This window comes from Lentilactobacillus sunkii DSM 19904 (assembly GCF_001435575.1).
Classification (GTDB): domain Bacteria; phylum Bacillota; class Bacilli; order Lactobacillales; family Lactobacillaceae; genus Lentilactobacillus; species Lentilactobacillus sunkii.
Genome location: NZ_AZEA01000002.1, coordinates 91554 through 109818, shown reverse-complemented (window position 1 = coordinate 109818; position 18265 = coordinate 91554). Strand labels below are relative to the sequence as shown.

Sequence of the window (18265 nt, the reverse complement as noted above, 5' to 3'; positions counted from 1 at the left end):
TTAGCAATGACAACTAGTTTAACAAAGATATAAATGATTGCAAATTAATGAAAGCCTGATTTAGCTTCGTATATGTATCGTAACAGGGGGTTGGGGGAATTTGATTGATTTTGAATATGGACTTGGGGGAAAGAAAAAAGACATCCACAGGGGATGTCTGGTGTAATTGTTTAGATTGTTAATTTTATCTGGGTTTATTATCCCCAGTGATAAGGGTTGCTAGTTGATGGTGAAACAGGTGTAGCGGTCGAGGCGTTGCTATCCCATTGAGATGATTTGCCAACAGCGGGGGCCGTTGAAGAAGCGGGAGTTGAAGGAATCACAGGTGTAGAAGGTGTTGGATTGCCGGTGGGAGTAACAACACTTTTTGCTGCTTGAGAGCCGTCCCAACGATAAGGATTGCCACTAGTAGATACAGTTTCTTTAGATCCCGTGGCACCACCCCAATTATATGGATTAGCACCTGTAAATGGTGTGCTAGGATCCGTAACGCCAGCTTGGGGGCTAACAGTAGCAGGAGCACTAGTAGGGGCAACTGGGCTTTGATTAGTAGCTTTAGGAGTTGTATTAGTAGCTGTATTAGTCACAGGAGAATTTGTTGATTTTTTTGATGCATCAGTGTCAGTTGGATTTTGGAATTGAACTTCAGAACGTTGTACATATCCATAAACTGTTCCCTTTGGAGTTTCAGCCTTGATTAGAAGCGTTTTTCGGTTGCTATGTGGAGTATTCAAAGCAACAGTTACTTTTGTACCTTTTGGAAGTCCGTCTGATAAACGTTGGTTAACAATTTTTTTACCAAAATACTTTTGATGGTATACGTAAGTATGATCTTTCAATGTACCTTCTGCGTAAGTGCTAAACGGATTGTTATGATCGACTGGCAATTTGAAACCGTTGTTAGTAGTTACTGTTCCGTTGTCAGTTGAACTAGAAGAGTTAGTAACAGTGCCAGCTGAACCTTGAACCGCTGTACCTTGTGCAGTTGAACCATTAGTACTTGATTGACTACTCTTGTTTGCGTTAGCAGTTGAGCCTTGTTGAGTTGATGGAGTGGTAGTCTTTGGTACTTGTGGAGCAGGTGTAGTACGAGTTGGTTCCGTTACAGTTTTGGTTGATGTAGCCTTAACCAACTTAATGCTCTTCTTGTTGATCCAACCAGTAACCTTGCCAGCTTTGACGAAGTAATAAATAGTGCCGTTCTTAACTTTCATGTGACGAATGGTTGTTAAGACAAGACCCTTTTTGTGTGAAATTCGGTACATAATCTTGGCATTTTTAGCAGTTTTAAATGGTTTGTTCCAAATAATACCCTTACCGTTTTTCAACGTGACTTTCTTATGTGCCATTGGTTTGTTCCAAAGAACCTTGTTGTAGTGACTGTGGTGACTTGCAGAAGCGTTCAAGCTTGCTCCTCCAAGCACACCAAAGGAAATGAGTGATGCAAGTGCGATACGTGAAATTTTCATAAAATATGTCCCTCCAAAAAATATGTTTGCAATTTTTATGCAACAAAGTAGAGTTTATGGAACAATTATTATAATTTGGGGTGAAAACGATTATAATTAGATTAAAAAGGGATAATATTATTATAATTAAATACCGCATATAGAAAAATCTTACCAAAAATCATTCCTTCATGGTAAAATAAAAAAGCAGGACGAATCCTACTTTCTACTTGGATGATTTCGTATCATCATTGTCTTCAGTTATCTTATTCGACATCCGCTCAACTTGATTGACAATCGTAATGAATGAACTGACTTTCTTATTGTATTCCGAGTCAATACTTGCCAGATGTTCCTGGTAATCATTTCTCAACTTCTTCAACCGATCAAAGTCTGCGTTCAACTGATTCAAACGATTCCGCAGCATTGTCAAATTAGCAACAGATGGTGCCAGGTAGTCCGGATTATCACCCTTCGAATTCAGATAGTCTACATAGTCAAACGTATTTAAATCCAAATCCGGTTCGGAAATGACCGTTGTTCCACCATCAAGTAAAGCTTTGTTACCACTTAAGTTTGTCAGAACAAGCGATTTCCCCGTATCCATGTTCACAACTTTAACGTAGCCATACGAACTTTCATTCACGTCAGGACTCACTGTATACCCAAGATTGAATATTAGATGAAGGGCATCATTTTGAGGTGTCGTAAATTGATTTTTCATGAAATTCTGTTGATAGATTTTCAATACTTTCTTAATTGCTGCATTTGGTCTTAATTTTCGCGGCATATCATCACACTCCCGTCTTCACTCTATATTATACTTTGAAGTTCAATAAAAAGGGGATTAAATGAACATTTTGTCCAAAAAATCTCCCTTTTTCATCGAATATATTGTTATTCTTCAATCATCGTTGCGTTAATTCCTTTTCCAGCCAAGACCCTAGTCGCATTATAGGGACCAAGGCCCTTTCGGAAGGTAATATATACTTTTTTGTCCTTTGGAACTTCATCAATCCGATCACGCAATTCTGATAACGGAATACTCAAAGTTGGCTTAATCGATCCGGTGGCAGGCTTACCCGCTTCACGAATATCCAGGAACACTGCGGCCTTTAAATCTTCTGCTGGGATCTTGTCGACTTTGATGGTTGCCGACTTGTTGGTTAATTGATTGATTGCCACATACCCAGCAATGTTCAGGACATCCCGAGTTGATGAGTATGGCGGTGAATAAGGAATCTCCAGGGATGGCAGGTCAAATGCGGTCAGGTTTCCGGTAATTGCGACGGACAGCTCCGCAATTCGCTTATCAATTCCGTTACGCCCCACTGCCTGGCCACCGAGAATTTTCCCGGTCTTATCTTCGTAGATTAGTTTGAAATTAACCCGGTCGGCATTTGGATAAAAGTATGCCCGATCAAATGGGGTGATAAAGACGGTTCGATAATTGGTGATCCCCATCTGCTGAAGGATTTGTTCTGTGAATCCAACAAAGCTGGCTGTCAGGTCGAAGAATTTCGATACCCCGGCACTGATAAAGCCTTTGTATTCAAGCGGACTGCCATTTAAAATATCGGCTAATAAATGTCCTTGCCGATTTGCTGCACTCGAAAGCAGGCTTGGGATTGGCTTGCCGGTGATGAGGCTGGTTGTTTCAATGACATCGCCAATTGCGTAAATATCCGGGAGATTTGTCTCCAACTGTTTGCCAACAATAATATGGTGATCATCAGACAGTTTGATTCCGGCTGCTTCAGCAATTTCGCTGTTTGGCTTAACGCCGGTTCCCAGAAACAGCATGTCAGTCTTATGAACTGAACCATCATCCAAGATCAAAGTATGACCGTTGTCCTGAATTTCTTTGACGCTTTCGTTGAGGATAATGTGAACGCCCTGTTTTTTGAGCTCTTCAGCAACAATATCGGTTATCTCCGGGTCAAATGGTGAGGCAACGTGGCCCGACTGTTCGACAATTGTGACGTCCATATTGTTATCGACAAAGGCTTCCGAAACTTCAATCCCAATGGAACCGGCACCCAATACGGTTACGTGTTTTGGATGCTTTTCTTCCATAAAGGTCTTGATTTTGTCAGCATCTGTAACGGCTCTTAAGACAAATGCGTTGTCAGCATCGTGAATCCCCGGAATTTCAGGAACTGTTGGACTTGCGCCGGTTGCAATGATCAATTTATCATAGCTTTCAGTGTAGGTGTCGTCAGTTTGTAAATTGTGGACATCAACAGTTTTAGTTTCTGGATTAATTTTAGTGACTTCATTGAAGAGCCGGACATCAATATTATTTTTCTGTTTTAAGATTTCTGGTGTTCGTTCAATAACGGCGGAACGATCTTTAATCAATCCCCCAAGATAATAGGGCAGTGCACAGCTTGCGACTGAGATGGCTGCACCACGTTCAAAGATGATAATCTCTGCATCTTCGTTAATCCGTCGTAGTCGGGTTGCAAAGGAAGGACCGCCGGCAATACCACCAATAACAAGTACTTTCATAGTCGAATCTCCTCTCAAAATACAGCGCTTACATATACTGATTTAATCATACCTTGTTGAGAGACCACGTCAATCAAAGGGGCTTCTGTATAACGAGATTAAGCTGAACAAAAAGGATTCCGGATTTGAAATGAAATCCCATAGCAAACAATATGCTATGATTGAAGCAACAATGATAGGGGGAATTCTCGATGCAAGCTAAATGGTTAAAAATTATTTTTTGTGCTTTAGTGTTTGGCACATTGGGTGCATCGCCAAACGTAAGTGCATCAAACAAACTTCAAAAAGAAACCACAACAACAGTTAATTTTCTTAGTAAAGTCAATGCAACCACGTTTTATCGTGTCAACAAACCTACAAAGATTAAAGTAAGGTTCAGTGGTAAGAGTGGGGAGCAACAAGTTGTTCGACGCATTACCCTGAAAAAAGGAACGGTCATTACTCAAGGTAATTCGTTTGATGACACTCGAAGAAATACATCACCTGATCTGAGTTATCAAGCTAAACGAAAAGCCTACACCAAAGGGGCATATGGTCCTGGATATCTACCCACCAATTTTTGGAATGTTAATCCAAAATACATGACCCGAATTAAGCGACCGGCATACTTGTTACCAAATCAGGGCAATTGTTTATTGTCTGGCGGTCTTAAAGCATTTGGTAATAGTGATTACCATAGTAATCAAGTCAAAATCACTTCAGATGGGTACGTTGAGTTTTATCGGTATCATCCTGTTTCGTTTACGGAAGGGAAGAAAACAGTTACCCTGAACTATCAGCAAAAGCCAACCGCATATGCAAAAATTACCAAGACGATTAAATCCACCAACAAAACATATTTATACTTCAAACACAATTTGAAAGGTGTTAATGACAAGCACGTGCATAAAACGGGGAATGCCCGTTATCGATTAGCGCTAAACAATCTTCATACGCCGTATTCCAAATATGATTCGGAGATTGGATATCGACTATACGCTAGTTTGTATACGCTTGGCGGTTCATCATACTATGCAATTTCAGCCACAAACTGATCAGGTTTGACAGGAAAAAAGGAGATTCAAATGAAAAAGCAATTAATCACATTACTCACACTTGGGTTGTTTGCCGGAATCCTAGGATTTGGTGGTATTGAAGCTCAGGCGGAAACAAAGACGTCACCGGTTGGATCTGATTTCTTCAAAGATAATCCCGGCTTATTCTCCAACCACTATTATCGATTAAACAAAAAGACGAAAGTCAATCTTTTATATCGAGCTAAAACGGATTCGCGAGTGATTATTAAATCCACTTATTTACCCAAGGGAACAGTCATTGCCGCTGAGGGCTTTTACAAAAAGCAGGCTTTTGCTCAAGGTTATGCGACGGCCGATATTAGTTATCATCTTAAAAGAAAAACAGTCAGTTCGAAAATATTTGGGAGCGGTGATCTTCATTTTAAGTTTAAATTACCCACTTCCAGATTGACGAGGATTAAGCGGCCAACTTATGCGCTGCCTTATGGAAGCGGGGTTCTGCAATCTGGTGGTTTAACGTCAATCCATGCATTACCCACATTCAACAGTGATGCACTGAAAATCACCTCTGACGGATGGTTGGAGTACTACCGCTATAATTTACAACAATATCCCGATACGGATACCGGCTTGCCCGGCAACCACACAACGACAGTTTATTATGCGACAAAGCCTAACAGTGCGGTAAAGATTAATCGCTCTTTGAAAAAAGGAGCCAATGTTTATCTTTATACAAGTAAAAGGCTGGCCGGGGTTACGCAGAAGAAGGTCCGACATTCTGGAGCGTACAAGTATCGATTAACTGTCCATAATAATCACAAACCGGTTTATTATGAAGATAGTGCCTATGGTGATGATCAAGCTGCCTCGAGTATTTATACGGTTGGCGGAAAACAGTATTATACGGTCATTGCCCAAGGTGTTAATTAACAGCTACTCGGCAATTGAATTGCTAATCTTATGAAAGAAACCTTCAAAGTTATTTTTACTTTGAAGGTTTCTTTCGTTTTAAACAAAAAAAGCATCCATCTCTGAATGCTCGAATTAATTAGTCTTTAGGAAATGGGACATATGGTTTGTTTTCAGTATTGGTACGGATAACCATCACGTCACACTTAGCGTTTCGGTTAACAAATGATGAAACCGATCCTTCAAGAACCCGTTGGAGACGGCTCATCCCGGTTGCACCAATAATGATCAAATCGGATTTGTGGTCTCGTGGGAATTCCATTGAAATAACGGTCTTCGGATTACCAAAACGAATATGGATTGAAATATCTTCAAGTCCAGATTCCTTCTTAATCTTATCAACCAGTTTGTTGAGGTAGTCAGTGGTATCTTCAACGAGATTGTTGATCACATCTCCATCCACCATTCCACCATAATTGTAACCGTATTGTTGCGTGCTCAAAACATGAAGAACATCAAGATGAGCATCGTTATTTTTTGCAAATTGTGCACCTTTAGCTAATGCATCCTCTGATTGATTGGATCCATCCACTGGTACTAAGATGGTTTTATAATTGGATTCCATGAAGAAACCTCCCACAAATTAATTTAAGTTCATTATATCACTAATTATTCCACGAAATAACGCTTAAAAACTGAAAATCAAAAATCACTTTCAGAAAAATTAGGGCTTACTTGGAATAACGAACTCTGCAGTTGCAAGAATGTGTCCACGCATTGCATCTTGGAGTTCATTTAACCAGAAACCATCTTTCAATGGTAATTTGGTGTCCAGTGCAAAAATGGACAGGTGATAATTATGAACTTTATCAGGTGGATTTGGCCCATTGTAGTGCCAGGCCGTTGTTTGATCATTGTTGCCGATCAAGCCACCGGCAGTACTATTTCGGCCTTGAATCATTGGAATCTTCAGTTGCTGACTGTTGTTTTCAGGAATTTCAGTGATATCTGGTGCGATATTTGCTGCAGTCCAGTGAATCCATGGAAAGCCGCTGACTGGAACGGCATCCCAGTCTAACAGGGTTAATGCCAAAGATTTGGCATCTTTTGGAACATCGTTTAATTTAATAGGAAATGAAACAATTGGCTCACCGCCAAGCATGTCGGCTTTTCCAGCATACTTGCTGTATTTATCTGCTAAAAGTCCTTTTTTCAATGGTACTTGAACGTCCATACTCATCCCTCCTCGTCTCAATGATATGTCTTTTTGCCTGATAATTATATTAATATGAATTTGATTACTTAACAAAGCGCAAAACGTAGTAGCCCTGGCCGTTTGATGTAATCGTATAATTGACGTAACCGGCCTTTAACCATTGCTGCTTGGTCGCATTCGCCCAATTCTTTGCATCTTGAATTGAAGCAAATGTGTGGGTACTTGAAAATTGGTCTGGCGTTTTTTGCGGCTTGGCTGGTTTATCGCTCTTCACGCCGTTGAGCAGATTTTGCTCTTGGGATCGAACAGTTTCATTCTGTTCTTGGTTGATCTGTTGCTGGAACTGTTGGCGTTCCTTAGGATTCAATCCGCTTTCTTGAGCGTCTTTCAATTTGTTACTGAAAGCATTCACCCGATGTTTTTCAACTTCACTGGTTAGCGCACCTTTTTTGGAACTGCCGGCAAATTTGCTTTCGGACTTCTTGATGGTTTTGCTGATCGAACTGGTGGTGTTATTGGATTTATGGTTATTGGAACTCATCACCCAGTTAACCGAAAGGGCCAGGGCAATTCCAATGATCAAAATCAGCAGCGCAAGCCACCAGCCGCTGTATTGTTTCCGGTGTTGCTGGCGCCTGGTTTCTGTGGAATTGAAGTCATACTTCTTGTATTGTGGTTCATCGTCATGCCTATTCAAATTAATACCTCATTTAGATTCTTTTATTGCATGTTGATCTAGTTGAATATATTATAACAGATAGCAGAAAACTTGTATTTCTAATCACTATAAGGATGGCAGATATGGACAAAATTGAAGTCAAACAGTTTTCCGAGGTGACAACCAAGGAGCTTTTTCAAATATATAAATTACGGGTGGCAGTTTTTGTGGTTGAACAAAGGTGCTATTACCAGGAGGTCGATGATGACGATTTGACCGCTTACCACCTGATGATTACTAATGCTCATCATGACCTGACCGCATATGCACGGATTATTCCCGAGGAAAATGCAACGGTTGCCCGGATTGGCCGAGTGGTCGTTGATCCTGCTAATCGGGGTGATGGTCGTGGGCGAAAGCTGGTTCAAGAAGCCCTTGATCAAATTCCTAAATTAATGCCGCAAACAACCAAGATAGTGTTGGCTGGGCAGGAATACTTGAACGGATTTTACAAATCATTTGGCTTCAAGAACGTCAGCGATGTCTATCTGGAAGACGGTATTCCCCATATTGATATGGAGATGCCCATTAAAGAATAGATTGACAACCTATCGCGGTATATTATAATTATGACAATGAATGAATCTTTAACTCCGGTCCCGTGAGGCTGGTAAGAGGACGATATTAAACGAGCGGTGCTCGAATTGGTGTCTACCTCACTTGACGGGGTAGACATTTTTTTGCCTTTTGGAGTTCAAAGATTTAAATACTATTGAGGTGGCAAATATTTATGGCAGACAAGAATGAATTTCACGATGATCGCGCGATTCTGGATATCCACGATATGCCCAAGTTTTTCCCTTGGGTCGGATTATCATTGCAACACATGTTTTCAATGTTTGGTTCAACCGTTATCGTCCCATTGCTGGTTGGATTAAGCCCAAGTATTGCGCTGTTTGCATCCGGTGTTGGTACTTTGCTTCATATTATGATTACCCAGCGTAAGATTCCGGCTTACATGGGTTCAAGTTTTGCATTTATTACACCAATGCTGGCATTGATGAAAACGACCGGTTATCCCGGAATTGCCCAAGGGGTTATCGGTGTTGGTATTGTATACATGATCGTTGCCGCAATTATCTGGGCAATCGGTTCGGATTGGGTGGATCATATTTTACCGCCTATCGTGGTTGGACCAATCGTCATGGTGATTGGTTTGTCACTGGCAGGAAGTGCCGCTCAAGATGCCATGATGAAGAACGGCAAGTATAGCCTGCTTTACTTTTCGATTGCTTTGGCAACATTATTCCTAGCTATTATTTTTAACATGTTATTTAAAGGCTTTATCGGATTGATTCCAATTTTACTGGCGATTGTCTGCGGTTATATCATTTCCGTATTCTGTGGAATTGTTGACTTAAACGCCATTGCCAGTGCACCATGGTTCAAGATTCCGGCATTTGATATTCCCGGAATTGATTACAAGTTCCACATCGATTGGGCGGCCATTGCTGCCATTACGCCAATTGCCTTCGTTACCATGACTGAGCACATGGGCCATATTATGGTCCTTGATGAATTGACCGGCCGTGACTTTTTCAAGGATCCCGGCTTGAACCGGACCTTGGCTGGTGATGGTGCCGCCTCACTGTTTGCCGGGTTAGTGGGTGCGCCTGCCATGACCAGTTACGGTGAAAATATCGGCGTTATGGCAATTACCAAGATTCACAGTGTCTACGTTCTGATGGGTGCTGCGATGTTTGCAATTCTGTTCGCCTTTGTTAATAAATTAAACGTCTTAATCATGCAGATGCCATTACCGGTTATTGGCGGAATCAGTTTCCTGCTTTTTGGAACCATTGCGACAGCCGGTATTCAAGTTATGGTTGAAAACAAAGTTGATATGGGACTGAAGCGCAACCTGATGATTGCTTCAACCGTTATGGTCATTGGTGTTGGGAATGCTTATCTGCAACTGGGTCAGTTCCAGTTTACCGGATTGGCTTTTGCCACAATCATCGGTATCGTATTGAACCTGGTATTGCCACAAAAGGCTGCCAGTGAACGTGAACATGAGAAGAAGTTGGCTGATAAGGAAGCTGAAGCAGAAAAGCAACGCTTACTTCACCAACGTCGTTCTCGTAAATAAAACGTCTTTTTAATCAACTACTCCCAAATATCGGAAAGGAGCGTCATATGGAACAAGCAAATCAAGCACAAATTGAATATCGACATGCGAATACCGCTGAGGAGTTTGCGGCTGCCAAAAAGATTTTTCTTGAATATTCCAAATCACTTGGATTTGATTTGAGTTTCCAGGATTTTTCTGATGAGCTCAATGATTTAGCCACCCGATATAATCAGCCCAAGGGTGACCTGATCCTGGCATATGTGGATTCACACTTGGCAGGGGCGGTTGCGGTTCATGAATTTGAACCTGGAATCGCAGAAATGAAACGTCTGTACGTCCGGGATGATTTCCGCAAGCTGGGAATTGGTCAGGAATTGGTTGCTAGAATCGTCGCAAGTGCGAAAGATCTTGGGTACAATGCAATCCGTTTGGATACGTTGAAATCGATGAAAGGGGCCTTGAAGATATATCACGCTGCAGGGTTCAAAGCCATCGATCCATACCGCTTTAATCCTTTGGACGGAGCAGAATATTTAGAATTAAAATTCAACTAATTTATAGATAATGAAGAGCTTGAAGGCAAAACAACGGTTTTGCTTCCAAGCTCTTTTTGATTGGAACGATTAATTAACTTTGTAGATAAATACTGCTTCTCTTGGCCACCGGCTGCTTTAACAACGCCAGTAACATTGGAATGACAACCGCAATCATAACTTTGACTACGACGTCTTCAATCCCAGCTTGTTCGGCCATGTCCAACAGGGCACCATGGAGATACATGATAATCATGGTGTGCTTTCCAATCGTCGATAGAAGAAGGCCAATCGGCAACTGACTGGTGAGGTACGAGATCCCCATGACTGTAAATGACAGAATCAATGGGATGGTCGCAATCATCAATACCTTAGGCTCAGAAGATTGGATCAGATGAGATTTCATGGAGAATTCGAAATCAAATTGATTATTCAAATATAGTCCAATCAATCCCAACGACAAGCCAATTAATAATGTAATCGGAATGGGTTTTTGAATCCATTTCCAATTTGTGTGGAAGAACAAGTAGCCAACGTAAGTGAAGAAAGCGGCAATTAAGACGATGTCCAGGTTCCACGGCATGGTCTGATAATTGTACAAGTTCATCCAGTCGATCTTGTCATAGCAGGTGGATAGAAATAGTCCAAGCCCCACAACCGCAAATTGGATCCAGCGTGACTTAACGGTTGAAATTAACAGCGTTACGGCTGTGATTGAAAGCAGGTAGACATTAACAAACCAGAACGTTGATGTGTAGAGGTTTAACGTGCGTCCACCGACCAACAATCTTGATAAATGATTAATCAGGTAATTCCAATCTTTGTTATACAAAATACTGTACAGCAGGATCAAACCGATTCCAGCGATGAAATAAATCAGCAGATCTCGATATATTCGTTTATTAAAGAACTTTTTCCAGTGTGCAAGTTTCGTTGCATCGATTGGCTTTAAGAAAAAGCCACCAACAATGAAGAAGAGGGGCATATGCCACCAGTAAATAATATTTGTTGTATTGCCGCTCGCCATTGCGTGTCCGAATACCACAGCAATGATGCCATAAGCTTTGGCAATATCGATCCATTCAATTCTCTTTTTCAGCATAATTTTTGTCCGATCACCGTCCTTAGTTATATTGTAATAGTTTATTTTTACATTATTCACCTTAAATGAGCCTTAAAGCAAAATTGAAGTCTGGAAATTTCCAATCAATATAAATAAGAGCAAAGGCATTTGCCTGAGCTCTTCAGTGTTGGGAAATTATGATTGAACACTGTTGATGAAATGTTGGAAAATCCGATTTTTAGTAATTTTGCCAACGACTTTGGTGGGATCACTTTTATCAACCACCGGCAGTGAATCCACCTTTCGGTCTAATAGAAGCTGACCGGATTCAAGGACCGACATGTCGGGAGTGACCGTGAAAATATTGGGCATCCGAGTCATGACGGTACTTGCTAATGTTAACGATGCATTGGTGTTATTCAAAGTGGCCCGCAGCAAGTCTTTTCGGGAGATCAATCCGACCAGTTCATGGTGATCGCCAATGACATAAAGCGAACCAACATCTTCGATAAACAATGTGTTGACGGCTTCAGTCAATGTTGCGTCTTCCCGAATTTCGGTCGGCTTCTGCAAAATGCCCTCGATGGGCTCGGCATATAGCTCCTGGTAGCTGATTCGCTCTTCAGGAGAATCATTGTAGGCATAACCCACTTTTGGCTTTGCCTCGAGAGTCCCAAAGGCGGTCAGCAGTCTAAGGTCAGCTCGAATCGTCGGCATGCTCAGACCGAGCTTGTCAGCAATCTGGGTACTGGTAATTGGGGCGTTTTTCTTCACGATATCAACGATTTGATTTTGACGTTTGGTTAGTTTCAAAAATTTCTCTCCAGACATATTAAATAGTTGGTCCGTACCACTTGATTTGATTTTAACATATTGGATTCTATATGTATCCAAAAAAACGTATTATTTCACAAAAAATCCGAGATATAAAATTTCTTTTGAATGGTTCCAATCCTTTGAACCGCAATTTATTTGGCGTTTTATATAAAACGTTCTTTTAAATTTTATTTGCATTATTAAAACGTATCATATATGATAAATCCACCAAATAAAATGATAACCAGCTTGGAAAGGACGTCATGATATGAAATATATTTATCGTTTTGAAGAAGGTAACAAGGATATGCGTCGTTTGTTAGGCGGCAAAGGTGCTAATTTGGCCCAAATGACCGCTCTTGGGTTCCCGGTACCAAGTGGCTTTACGATTAGCACTGAGGCTTGTCAGGCATTCTACGACAACCAGAATCAATTGAACGACGAAACCTTGGCCCAAATTGATGAAGCACTTGAACAGCTGAGTGCGAAAGTCGGTAAATCCTTTGGCAGTTCGAACAATCCATTATTGGTATCGGTTCGTTCGGGAGCGGCAATTTCCATGCCCGGGATGATGGATACCATTTTGAATATCGGCCTGAATGATCAGACCGTTCAGGTGTTGGCTAAGATGACCGACAACGAACGATTTGCCTATGACAGTTACCGGCGATTGCTGGCGATGTTTGGCAACGTCGTCTATGAAATCCCGGAAGAAACCTTCGACCAAGTCTTGGAAGACATCAAAACGATGAATCATTATGACTCTGATCTCGACTTAACGGTGAAAGATTTGCATACAATTGTTGGCAAGTTCAAGGAGCTGTACATAGCTCAAAGCGGCAAAGAGTTTCCACAAGATCCCAAAGTTCAGCTGCTTGCCGCAGTCAACGCAGTGTTTGAATCCTGGAACAATCATCGCGCTCAGGTGTATCGCCGTGAGAATCATATCGCCAGTAATTTGGGGACTGCCGTTAATGTGCAGATGATGGTCTTTGGAAATGCCGGCGAAGATTCAGGCACCGGCGTTGCATTTACCCGTAATCCGGCCACTGGTGAGAACAAACTCTTCGGCGAGTACCTTCTGAATGCCCAGGGGGAAGATGTGGTGGCCGGAATCAGAACGCCACAGCCAATCAGTACCTTGGCTGAGACCATGCCCGATCTATATAACGAATTTGTGGCAACTGCTAAGAAACTTGAGATCCACTACCGGGATATGCAGGATCTGGAATTTACTATCGAACACGGCACTTTGTACATGCTCCAGGCCCGAAATGGGAAACGGACGCCAACTGCAGCTGTAAAGATTGCCGTGGATTTAGTGGAAGAAGGACTACTTTCCAGAACTGAAGCACTTTTACGCATTAATCCGGATTCAGTTGGCGCAATTCTTTATCCCGAGTTTGACGAAGACCAGTTAAAACAGAGCCAACCCGCAGCAAGTGGACTACCGGCTTCACCAGGGGCTGCGTCCGGACAGATATATTTCACTGCCGAATCCGCTAAAGCCGCCCATGACGACAAGCATGAGCAAGTGATTCTGGTCCGTCAGGATACCTCACCAGAAGATATTGAAGGGATGGTTATCAGTGAAGCCATTGTCACTTCACGTGGCGGCATGACTTCCCATGCTGCGGTAGTTGCCAGAGGGATGGGCACACCGGCAGCCGTTGGGGTTAACGACCTTCAGGTGGACTACAAGAATGGCGTTGCATCAATCAAAGGCAATCAGCTCCAAGAAGGCGACTGGATTTTTGTGGATGGTACCAATGGGAATCTTTATTTGGGAAAAATTCAGACCAATGATTCCAAGGTGAATGATGATTTATCGACAATCTTAAAATGGTCCAAGCAGGAAGGCGATCTTGGTGTCTATGCCAACGCGGATACACCAGCCGATTTTACCCAGGCGTTGAAATTTGGCGCCGATGGAATCGGGTTAACCCGAACAGAGCACATGTTCTTTAAGCCGGAACGACTGCTGGAAATGAGACGTTTAATCATCGCCGAAGACGTCGAACAGCGAAAAGCACCATTGGAACAGCTTCAAACAATGCAACAGGGGGATTTTTACGAATTATATCGGCTTTCAGAGGGACGCTCAGTGACGATTCGACTGCTCGATCCGCCACTTCACGAATTTTTACCTCATGACAGTGAAGAAATTGCAAAAGTTTCCGATCAACTTGGGATTGATCCTGATTATTTGACCCGAAGAGTTGATTCCCTCAAAGAAATCAACCCGATGTTGGGCCACCGTGGTGATCGATTGGCAGTCACATTCCCAGATATTTACGAAATGCAGGTTCGGGCCATTATCGGCGCAGCCTTAACCCTTCATGACCAAGGATTGGAAATTGAACCCCACATCATGATTCCACTAACCGGTTCAAAAGCGGAGATGCAGTGGGTTCGAGATATCGTTGTCAACCAAGTGGAGCGTTTGTTTGATCAGAAGGGTGCGAAGCTCGACTACACGGTTGGCACCATGATGGAAATCCCGCGGGCTTGTCTGACCGCTGATAAAGTAGCCGAAGTATCAGACTTCTTCAGCTTTGGCACCAATGATCTCACTCAGTTGACCTATGGATTTTCAAGAGATGATATTGGTTCATTCATGCCGGAATATATTCAAAAAGGTCTCCTAAAAGCGGATCCATTCCAGACCGTTGACGTTGATGGGGTTGGTGAGTTAATGAGGATGGCGGTGGAAAAAGGCCGCTTCACTAAACCAAGATTGCCGATCGGTGTTTGTGGCGAAATTGGTGGCGATCCAAAATCAATTGAATTCTTTGAATCAATCAACGTTTCATATGTATCTTGCTCGCCATACCGGGTACCGGTGGCCAGATTAGCAGCCGCTCAGGCAAGAATCAAAATGAGTAAGAAGAAAGATGTTTTAGTTCATGTAACGACGCGATAGACAAAAAGAAGCTGGCGCAAACTTAATGTTTGACCAGCTTCTTCGTGATTATTCAATTAGTCGTGTGGGAAAAATTGGTTTGGCCCATGCCCGCGAGGATCTCCGTGAGGTCCGCCGAATGGAGGCCTGCCGTGGCCGTGATGACCATGAGGGCCACCGAATCCATGGTGATGGAATCGGCCCCATTCAGGCTCGTCGTCACGATCTGGAAGCTTAGCTTTCAAGCCGTCATTCAACTTGTCCAGAAGACCATCAAGTTGGGTCAATTCTTCATCGGATAGCCCGTCAAAGATTTCATCCAGCATCGTGTCGGTTGAATCGTCGTCAGCAATTGTCTTTTTACCTTCATCGGTAATCGAAACATTCGTGACCCGCTTGTCATTCTCATCGGGGGTCCGGGTGATCAATCCACGTTCCTCCAACTTGGACAGCAATTCAGTCATTGATGAAGGACGGATGTCCATGATTTCAGCCAGTTGACTTTGAATCAGCGTACCTTCCTTTGAAAGGATGATGAGCACCCGATTTTGGCCGCGAAGGTGATAAGGACGTTCCTGGTGGCGGGCAAATCGTTGAGTTCCATGGAGGAAGCCAAAGAACTTGCCGAGCACCTTTCTCTTATTTGTGTCTGTCATAGTAATTCTCCTCTGATTGTTTTGATTAGGTACCTAACAATATGAAGTATACACGGTATTTTTAATTAGACAAGTAAAAAGCTTTGGTACCTAACTATCTTCAATTAATCATACATCGAGTTGCTTTGTGGGCATGAATTATTGATTGAAAATGTAAATGATTGATATTCAGGAGAGATATTTTTACACTTGAATTAATGGAAAAATGTCAATTAAAGGAGGTAAATGTGAAAAAAGGCAAGTAAAATTGTTTGCATTTGACATGAAAGGGCTTACAATTAGTAACCGTTCCATAAATTATTCCCTGGGGAGGGATATATCTTGAGAGCACGACATTTAAGTACGTTCTTTATTTTCTTCTTTGGTGCATTGGGTGGCCTCTTATTTGGATTTGATACTGGTATTATTTCAGGTGCCTCACCATTGATTGAAAGTAATTTTAATTTAGGAACCGAGCAGACCGGCTTTATTGTTTCGTCTGTTTTGATTGGTTCATCAGTCGGTGCCTTATCGATTGGTTCGTTGTCTGATAAATTTGGCCGAAAGCGTTTGTTGGTTTTGGCATCCATTCTTTTCTTAATTGGTTCTGGATTGTCAATGTTTGCCCAAGGCTTTCTTTCAATGATTATCGCCCGAATTATCTTAGGCTTCGCTGTTGGATCTGCGTCAGCGTTGACACCTGCCTATCTGGCAGAGTTGGCTGATGCGCCTCACCGTGGTTCACTTGGAACCATGTTTCAGCTGATGATCACGTTGGGAATCCTGTTGGCATATGTTTCAAACTTAGGATTCCTGCACCACAACCTCTTAGGCTTACGTGACTGGCGTTGGATGCTTGGGTCAGCTTTGATCCCAGCATTGATGCTGTTCATTGGGTCAATGATCTTACCGGAATCACCACGTTACCTGGTTGAAAAGGGTAATATCGATGAGGCTCGGGATGTTCTGCATGAACTCCGTGCCAAGACTGACGAGGATCCTGATAAAGAATTGGCTGATATTCAAATGGTTGCCAATCAGCCAAAGGGCGGTTTGAAGGAACTGTTTACCTTTGCCCGTCCGGCGGTCATCGTTGCCATTTTATTGATGCTGCTTCAGCAATTAGTTGGTATCAACTCAGTCATTTACTTCCTTCCACAAGTCTTCATCAAAGGATTTGGATTCCCTGAAAGCAACGCGATCTGGATTTCTGTTGGGATTGGGATTGTCAACTTCCTTTGCACGATCTTGGCATACAATATCATGGACCGATTCAACCGTAAGACAATTTTACTCTTCGGCTCAATCGTCATGGCACTTTCAATTGGAATTCTGTCCGTTTTGAACTTCACCTTAAAGGTTCAAGACGCCGCTGTTCCAACCATGATTCTGATTGGTGTTTATATCTTCGGATTCGCCGTTTCATGGGGCCCAATTTGCTGGTTGATGATCGGTGAAATCTTCCCATTGAACGTCCGTGGCGTTGGTACTTCAATTGGATCAGCTGCCAACTGGATTGGAAACTTCATTGTTTCACAATTCTTCTTGGAATTACTCCATGTGTTCAATAACAACGTTGGTGGACCATTTGCCGTCTTTACATTCTTCGCCATCGTTTCGATCTTCTTCGTCATCTACATGGTTCCAGAAACCCGTGGCAAGACGCTTGAACAGATTGAAATGGACATGCGGAAGAATGCTGCTTTGAAGGCTGCTGCGAAGGCAGAAGGTCAAAAATAAAATATTCAACCGTTATCAAGATTTCCAAAGACGTCGTAACTGCATTTGGCAGTGAGTGGCGTCTTTTTTCTTGAAACAAATCCGTGCCATCCACAATTTGCGTTCTTAAATATTGTTAAAGATATTGATAATCAATATTAATTTATTGTTTATCAATAAATCGAGTGGTACTATTGGTTCAACATTTGAGGAGGTCGTTGAATATGAAAGGAAAAATTTTATTTTTAAAATCCATTATTCTGTTGGCTGTTATTGTCTTTGTCACGCTTGGAGTGGTGATGATTTTTCAACTATTCCAAGGTGGGCACGTGTCTGACGTTCCTTATCAGATTTGGATTATGTTTGTCACCATCTGGCTTGAAATCGGATTTGGCTGTTATGTCGCTATTTTACTGAATCGGTTGCTCAACTTAATCCGGCAAAACACGGCATTTTCGACAGCTACTCTGGCAGTTGTTGAGCGGATTAAAAACCAGGTTTTGATCATGTCAGTTATCAGTTTGGGAATTGCACCAACGATCTTTGCCATGGGCGGCCAAGGATGGGAATGGTTTGCCCTGGTTATCACCGGCTGCTTTGTTGTCATTCCATTCGGAATTTATGCTGTGATCTCCATTCTCGCCGAGTGTTTAAAGAATGCTATCGATATCAAAACTGAAAACAACTTAACTGTCTAAGGAGGGCAAT

General features: G+C 42.3%; 17 protein-coding genes. 8 read left to right on the top strand and 9 right to left on the bottom strand.

Going from position 1 to position 18265, the window contains the following annotated elements; genetic code table 11:
• Positions 1–197 precede the first annotated feature (197 nt).
• The 3 genes from FD17_RS02570 to FD17_RS02560 all read right to left on the bottom strand — a co-directional run bounded on the left by FD17_RS02570 (position 198) and on the right by FD17_RS02560 (position 3959).
• On the bottom strand, positions 198–1469 hold the full coding sequence (locus FD17_RS02570) for a GW dipeptide domain-containing protein (protein WP_057823352.1): 1272 nt from the start codon (positions 1467–1469) through the stop codon (positions 198–200).
• Positions 1470–1674: 205 nt separating this feature from the next.
• Positions 1675–2238: a hypothetical protein gene (locus FD17_RS02565; RefSeq protein WP_057823350.1), complete on the bottom strand. Its 564-nt coding sequence runs from the start codon at positions 2236–2238 to the stop codon at positions 1675–1677.
• A gap of 107 nt (positions 2239–2345) precedes the next feature.
• Positions 2346–3959 (bottom strand): FAD-dependent oxidoreductase, encoded by a 1614-nt coding sequence (locus tag FD17_RS02560; protein ID WP_057823349.1) that lies wholly within the window; start codon positions 3957–3959, stop codon positions 2346–2348.
• Between the two features lie 191 nt (positions 3960–4150).
• On the opposite strand from FD17_RS02560, the gene FD17_RS02555 reads away from it, so the two are divergent.
• Both FD17_RS02555 and FD17_RS02550 read left to right on the top strand, forming a co-directional pair.
• Complete coding sequence (locus FD17_RS02555) at positions 4151–4993, top strand: hypothetical protein (RefSeq protein ID WP_057823347.1); 843 nt, start codon at positions 4151–4153, stop codon at positions 4991–4993.
• Between the two features lie 30 nt (positions 4994–5023).
• Entirely contained in the window at positions 5024–5905 is an 882-nt protein-coding gene (locus FD17_RS02550; RefSeq protein WP_057823345.1) for a hypothetical protein, read from the top strand.
• Positions 5906–6023: 118 nt separating this feature from the next.
• On the opposite strand, the gene FD17_RS02545 is transcribed toward FD17_RS02550, so the two are convergent.
• The 3 genes from FD17_RS02545 to FD17_RS02535 all read right to left on the bottom strand — a co-directional run bounded on the left by FD17_RS02545 (position 6024) and on the right by FD17_RS02535 (position 7797).
• Positions 6024–6509: a universal stress protein gene (locus tag FD17_RS02545; RefSeq protein WP_057823343.1), complete on the bottom strand. Its 486-nt coding sequence runs from the start codon at positions 6507–6509 to the stop codon at positions 6024–6026.
• 99 nt (positions 6510–6608) lie between these two features.
• Complete coding sequence (locus tag FD17_RS02540; RefSeq protein ID WP_057823341.1) at positions 6609–7118, bottom strand: YbhB/YbcL family Raf kinase inhibitor-like protein; 510 nt, start codon at positions 7116–7118, stop codon at positions 6609–6611.
• A gap of 64 nt (positions 7119–7182) precedes the next feature.
• Positions 7183–7797, bottom strand: a complete 615-nt coding sequence (locus tag FD17_RS02535; protein ID WP_057823339.1) for a hypothetical protein — start codon at positions 7795–7797, stop codon at positions 7183–7185.
• Positions 7798–7901: 104 nt separating this feature from the next.
• Between FD17_RS02535 and FD17_RS02530 the strand changes: the two genes are divergently transcribed.
• The 3 genes from FD17_RS02530 (at position 7902) to FD17_RS02520 (ending at position 10443) form a co-directional block, all read left to right on the top strand.
• Positions 7902–8357: a GNAT family N-acetyltransferase gene (locus tag FD17_RS02530; RefSeq protein ID WP_057823337.1), complete on the top strand. Its 456-nt coding sequence runs from the start codon at positions 7902–7904 to the stop codon at positions 8355–8357.
• 191 nt (positions 8358–8548) lie between these two features.
• Positions 8549–9907, top strand: a complete 1359-nt coding sequence (locus tag FD17_RS02525; RefSeq protein WP_057823335.1) for a uracil-xanthine permease family protein — start codon at positions 8549–8551, stop codon at positions 9905–9907.
• A gap of 47 nt (positions 9908–9954) precedes the next feature.
• A complete protein-coding gene (locus FD17_RS02520; protein WP_057823333.1) occupies positions 9955–10443 on the top strand; it encodes a GNAT family N-acetyltransferase in 489 nt (162 codons plus the stop codon).
• A 73-nt stretch (positions 10444–10516) separates the two neighbouring features.
• Here the strand turns inward: FD17_RS02520 and FD17_RS02515 are convergent, their stop codons facing one another.
• Together FD17_RS02515 and FD17_RS02510 are read right to left on the bottom strand one after the other, a co-directional pair.
• Positions 10517–11524, bottom strand: coding sequence for an acyltransferase family protein (locus FD17_RS02515; protein ID WP_057823331.1), 1008 nt, complete (start codon positions 11522–11524; stop codon positions 10517–10519).
• A 156-nt stretch (positions 11525–11680) separates the two neighbouring features.
• The gene (locus tag FD17_RS02510; RefSeq protein WP_156653601.1) at positions 11681–12298 is read right to left on the bottom strand and encodes a helix-turn-helix transcriptional regulator; all 618 of its coding nucleotides are present in this window, start codon (positions 12296–12298) and stop codon (positions 11681–11683) included.
• A 271-nt stretch (positions 12299–12569) separates the two neighbouring features.
• Here FD17_RS02510 and ppdK point away from each other — a divergent pair, with 271 nt between their 5' ends.
• Positions 12570–15224, top strand: a complete 2655-nt coding sequence (gene ppdK / locus FD17_RS02505) for a pyruvate, phosphate dikinase (RefSeq protein WP_057823327.1) — start codon at positions 12570–12572, stop codon at positions 15222–15224.
• Positions 15225–15280: 56 nt separating this feature from the next.
• Here the strand turns inward: ppdK and FD17_RS02500 are convergent, their stop codons facing one another.
• Positions 15281–15859 (bottom strand): MarR family winged helix-turn-helix transcriptional regulator, encoded by a 579-nt coding sequence (locus tag FD17_RS02500; protein WP_057823326.1) that lies wholly within the window; start codon positions 15857–15859, stop codon positions 15281–15283.
• Positions 15860–16180: 321 nt separating this feature from the next.
• Here FD17_RS02500 and FD17_RS02495 point away from each other — a divergent pair, with 321 nt between their 5' ends.
• Both FD17_RS02495 and FD17_RS02490 read left to right on the top strand, forming a co-directional pair.
• Complete coding sequence (locus FD17_RS02495) at positions 16181–17578, top strand: sugar porter family MFS transporter (protein ID WP_057823323.1); 1398 nt, start codon at positions 16181–16183, stop codon at positions 17576–17578.
• Between the two features lie 203 nt (positions 17579–17781).
• Positions 17782–18255, top strand: a complete 474-nt coding sequence (locus FD17_RS02490) for a DUF2975 domain-containing protein (RefSeq protein ID WP_057823321.1) — start codon at positions 17782–17784, stop codon at positions 18253–18255.
• The last annotated feature ends 10 nt before the right edge of the window (positions 18256–18265 follow it).

What these genes read in the sequence shown, in the direction of transcription:
- FD17_RS02570 (WP_057823352.1), bottom strand. Translation starts at nt 1,469, where the DNA reads ATGAAAATTTCACGTATCGCACTTGCATCACTCATTTCCTTTGGTGTG.
- FD17_RS02565 (WP_057823350.1), bottom strand. Translation starts at nt 2,238, where the DNA reads ATGCCGCGAAAATTAAGACCAAATGCAGCAATTAAGAAAGTATTGAAA.
- FD17_RS02560 (WP_057823349.1), bottom strand. Translation starts at nt 3,959, where the DNA reads ATGAAAGTACTTGTTATTGGTGGTATTGCCGGCGGTCCTTCCTTTGCA.
- FD17_RS02555 (WP_057823347.1), top strand. Translation starts at nt 4,151, where the DNA reads ATGCAAGCTAAATGGTTAAAAATTATTTTTTGTGCTTTAGTGTTTGGC.
- FD17_RS02550 (WP_057823345.1), top strand. Translation starts at nt 5,024, where the DNA reads ATGAAAAAGCAATTAATCACATTACTCACACTTGGGTTGTTTGCCGGA.
- FD17_RS02545 (WP_057823343.1), bottom strand. Translation starts at nt 6,509, where the DNA reads ATGGAATCCAATTATAAAACCATCTTAGTACCAGTGGATGGATCCAAT.
- FD17_RS02540 (WP_057823341.1), bottom strand. Translation starts at nt 7,118, where the DNA reads ATGGACGTTCAAGTACCATTGAAAAAAGGACTTTTAGCAGATAAATAC.
- FD17_RS02530 (WP_057823337.1), top strand. Translation starts at nt 7,902, where the DNA reads ATGGACAAAATTGAAGTCAAACAGTTTTCCGAGGTGACAACCAAGGAG.
- FD17_RS02525 (WP_057823335.1), top strand. Translation starts at nt 8,549, where the DNA reads ATGGCAGACAAGAATGAATTTCACGATGATCGCGCGATTCTGGATATC.
- FD17_RS02520 (WP_057823333.1), top strand. Translation starts at nt 9,955, where the DNA reads ATGGAACAAGCAAATCAAGCACAAATTGAATATCGACATGCGAATACC.
- FD17_RS02515 (WP_057823331.1), bottom strand. Translation starts at nt 11,524, where the DNA reads ATGCTGAAAAAGAGAATTGAATGGATCGATATTGCCAAAGCTTATGGC.
- ppdK (WP_057823327.1), top strand. Translation starts at nt 12,570, where the DNA reads ATGAAATATATTTATCGTTTTGAAGAAGGTAACAAGGATATGCGTCGT.
- FD17_RS02500 (WP_057823326.1), bottom strand. Translation starts at nt 15,859, where the DNA reads ATGACAGACACAAATAAGAGAAAGGTGCTCGGCAAGTTCTTTGGCTTC.
- FD17_RS02490 (WP_057823321.1), top strand. Translation starts at nt 17,782, where the DNA reads ATGAAAGGAAAAATTTTATTTTTAAAATCCATTATTCTGTTGGCTGTT.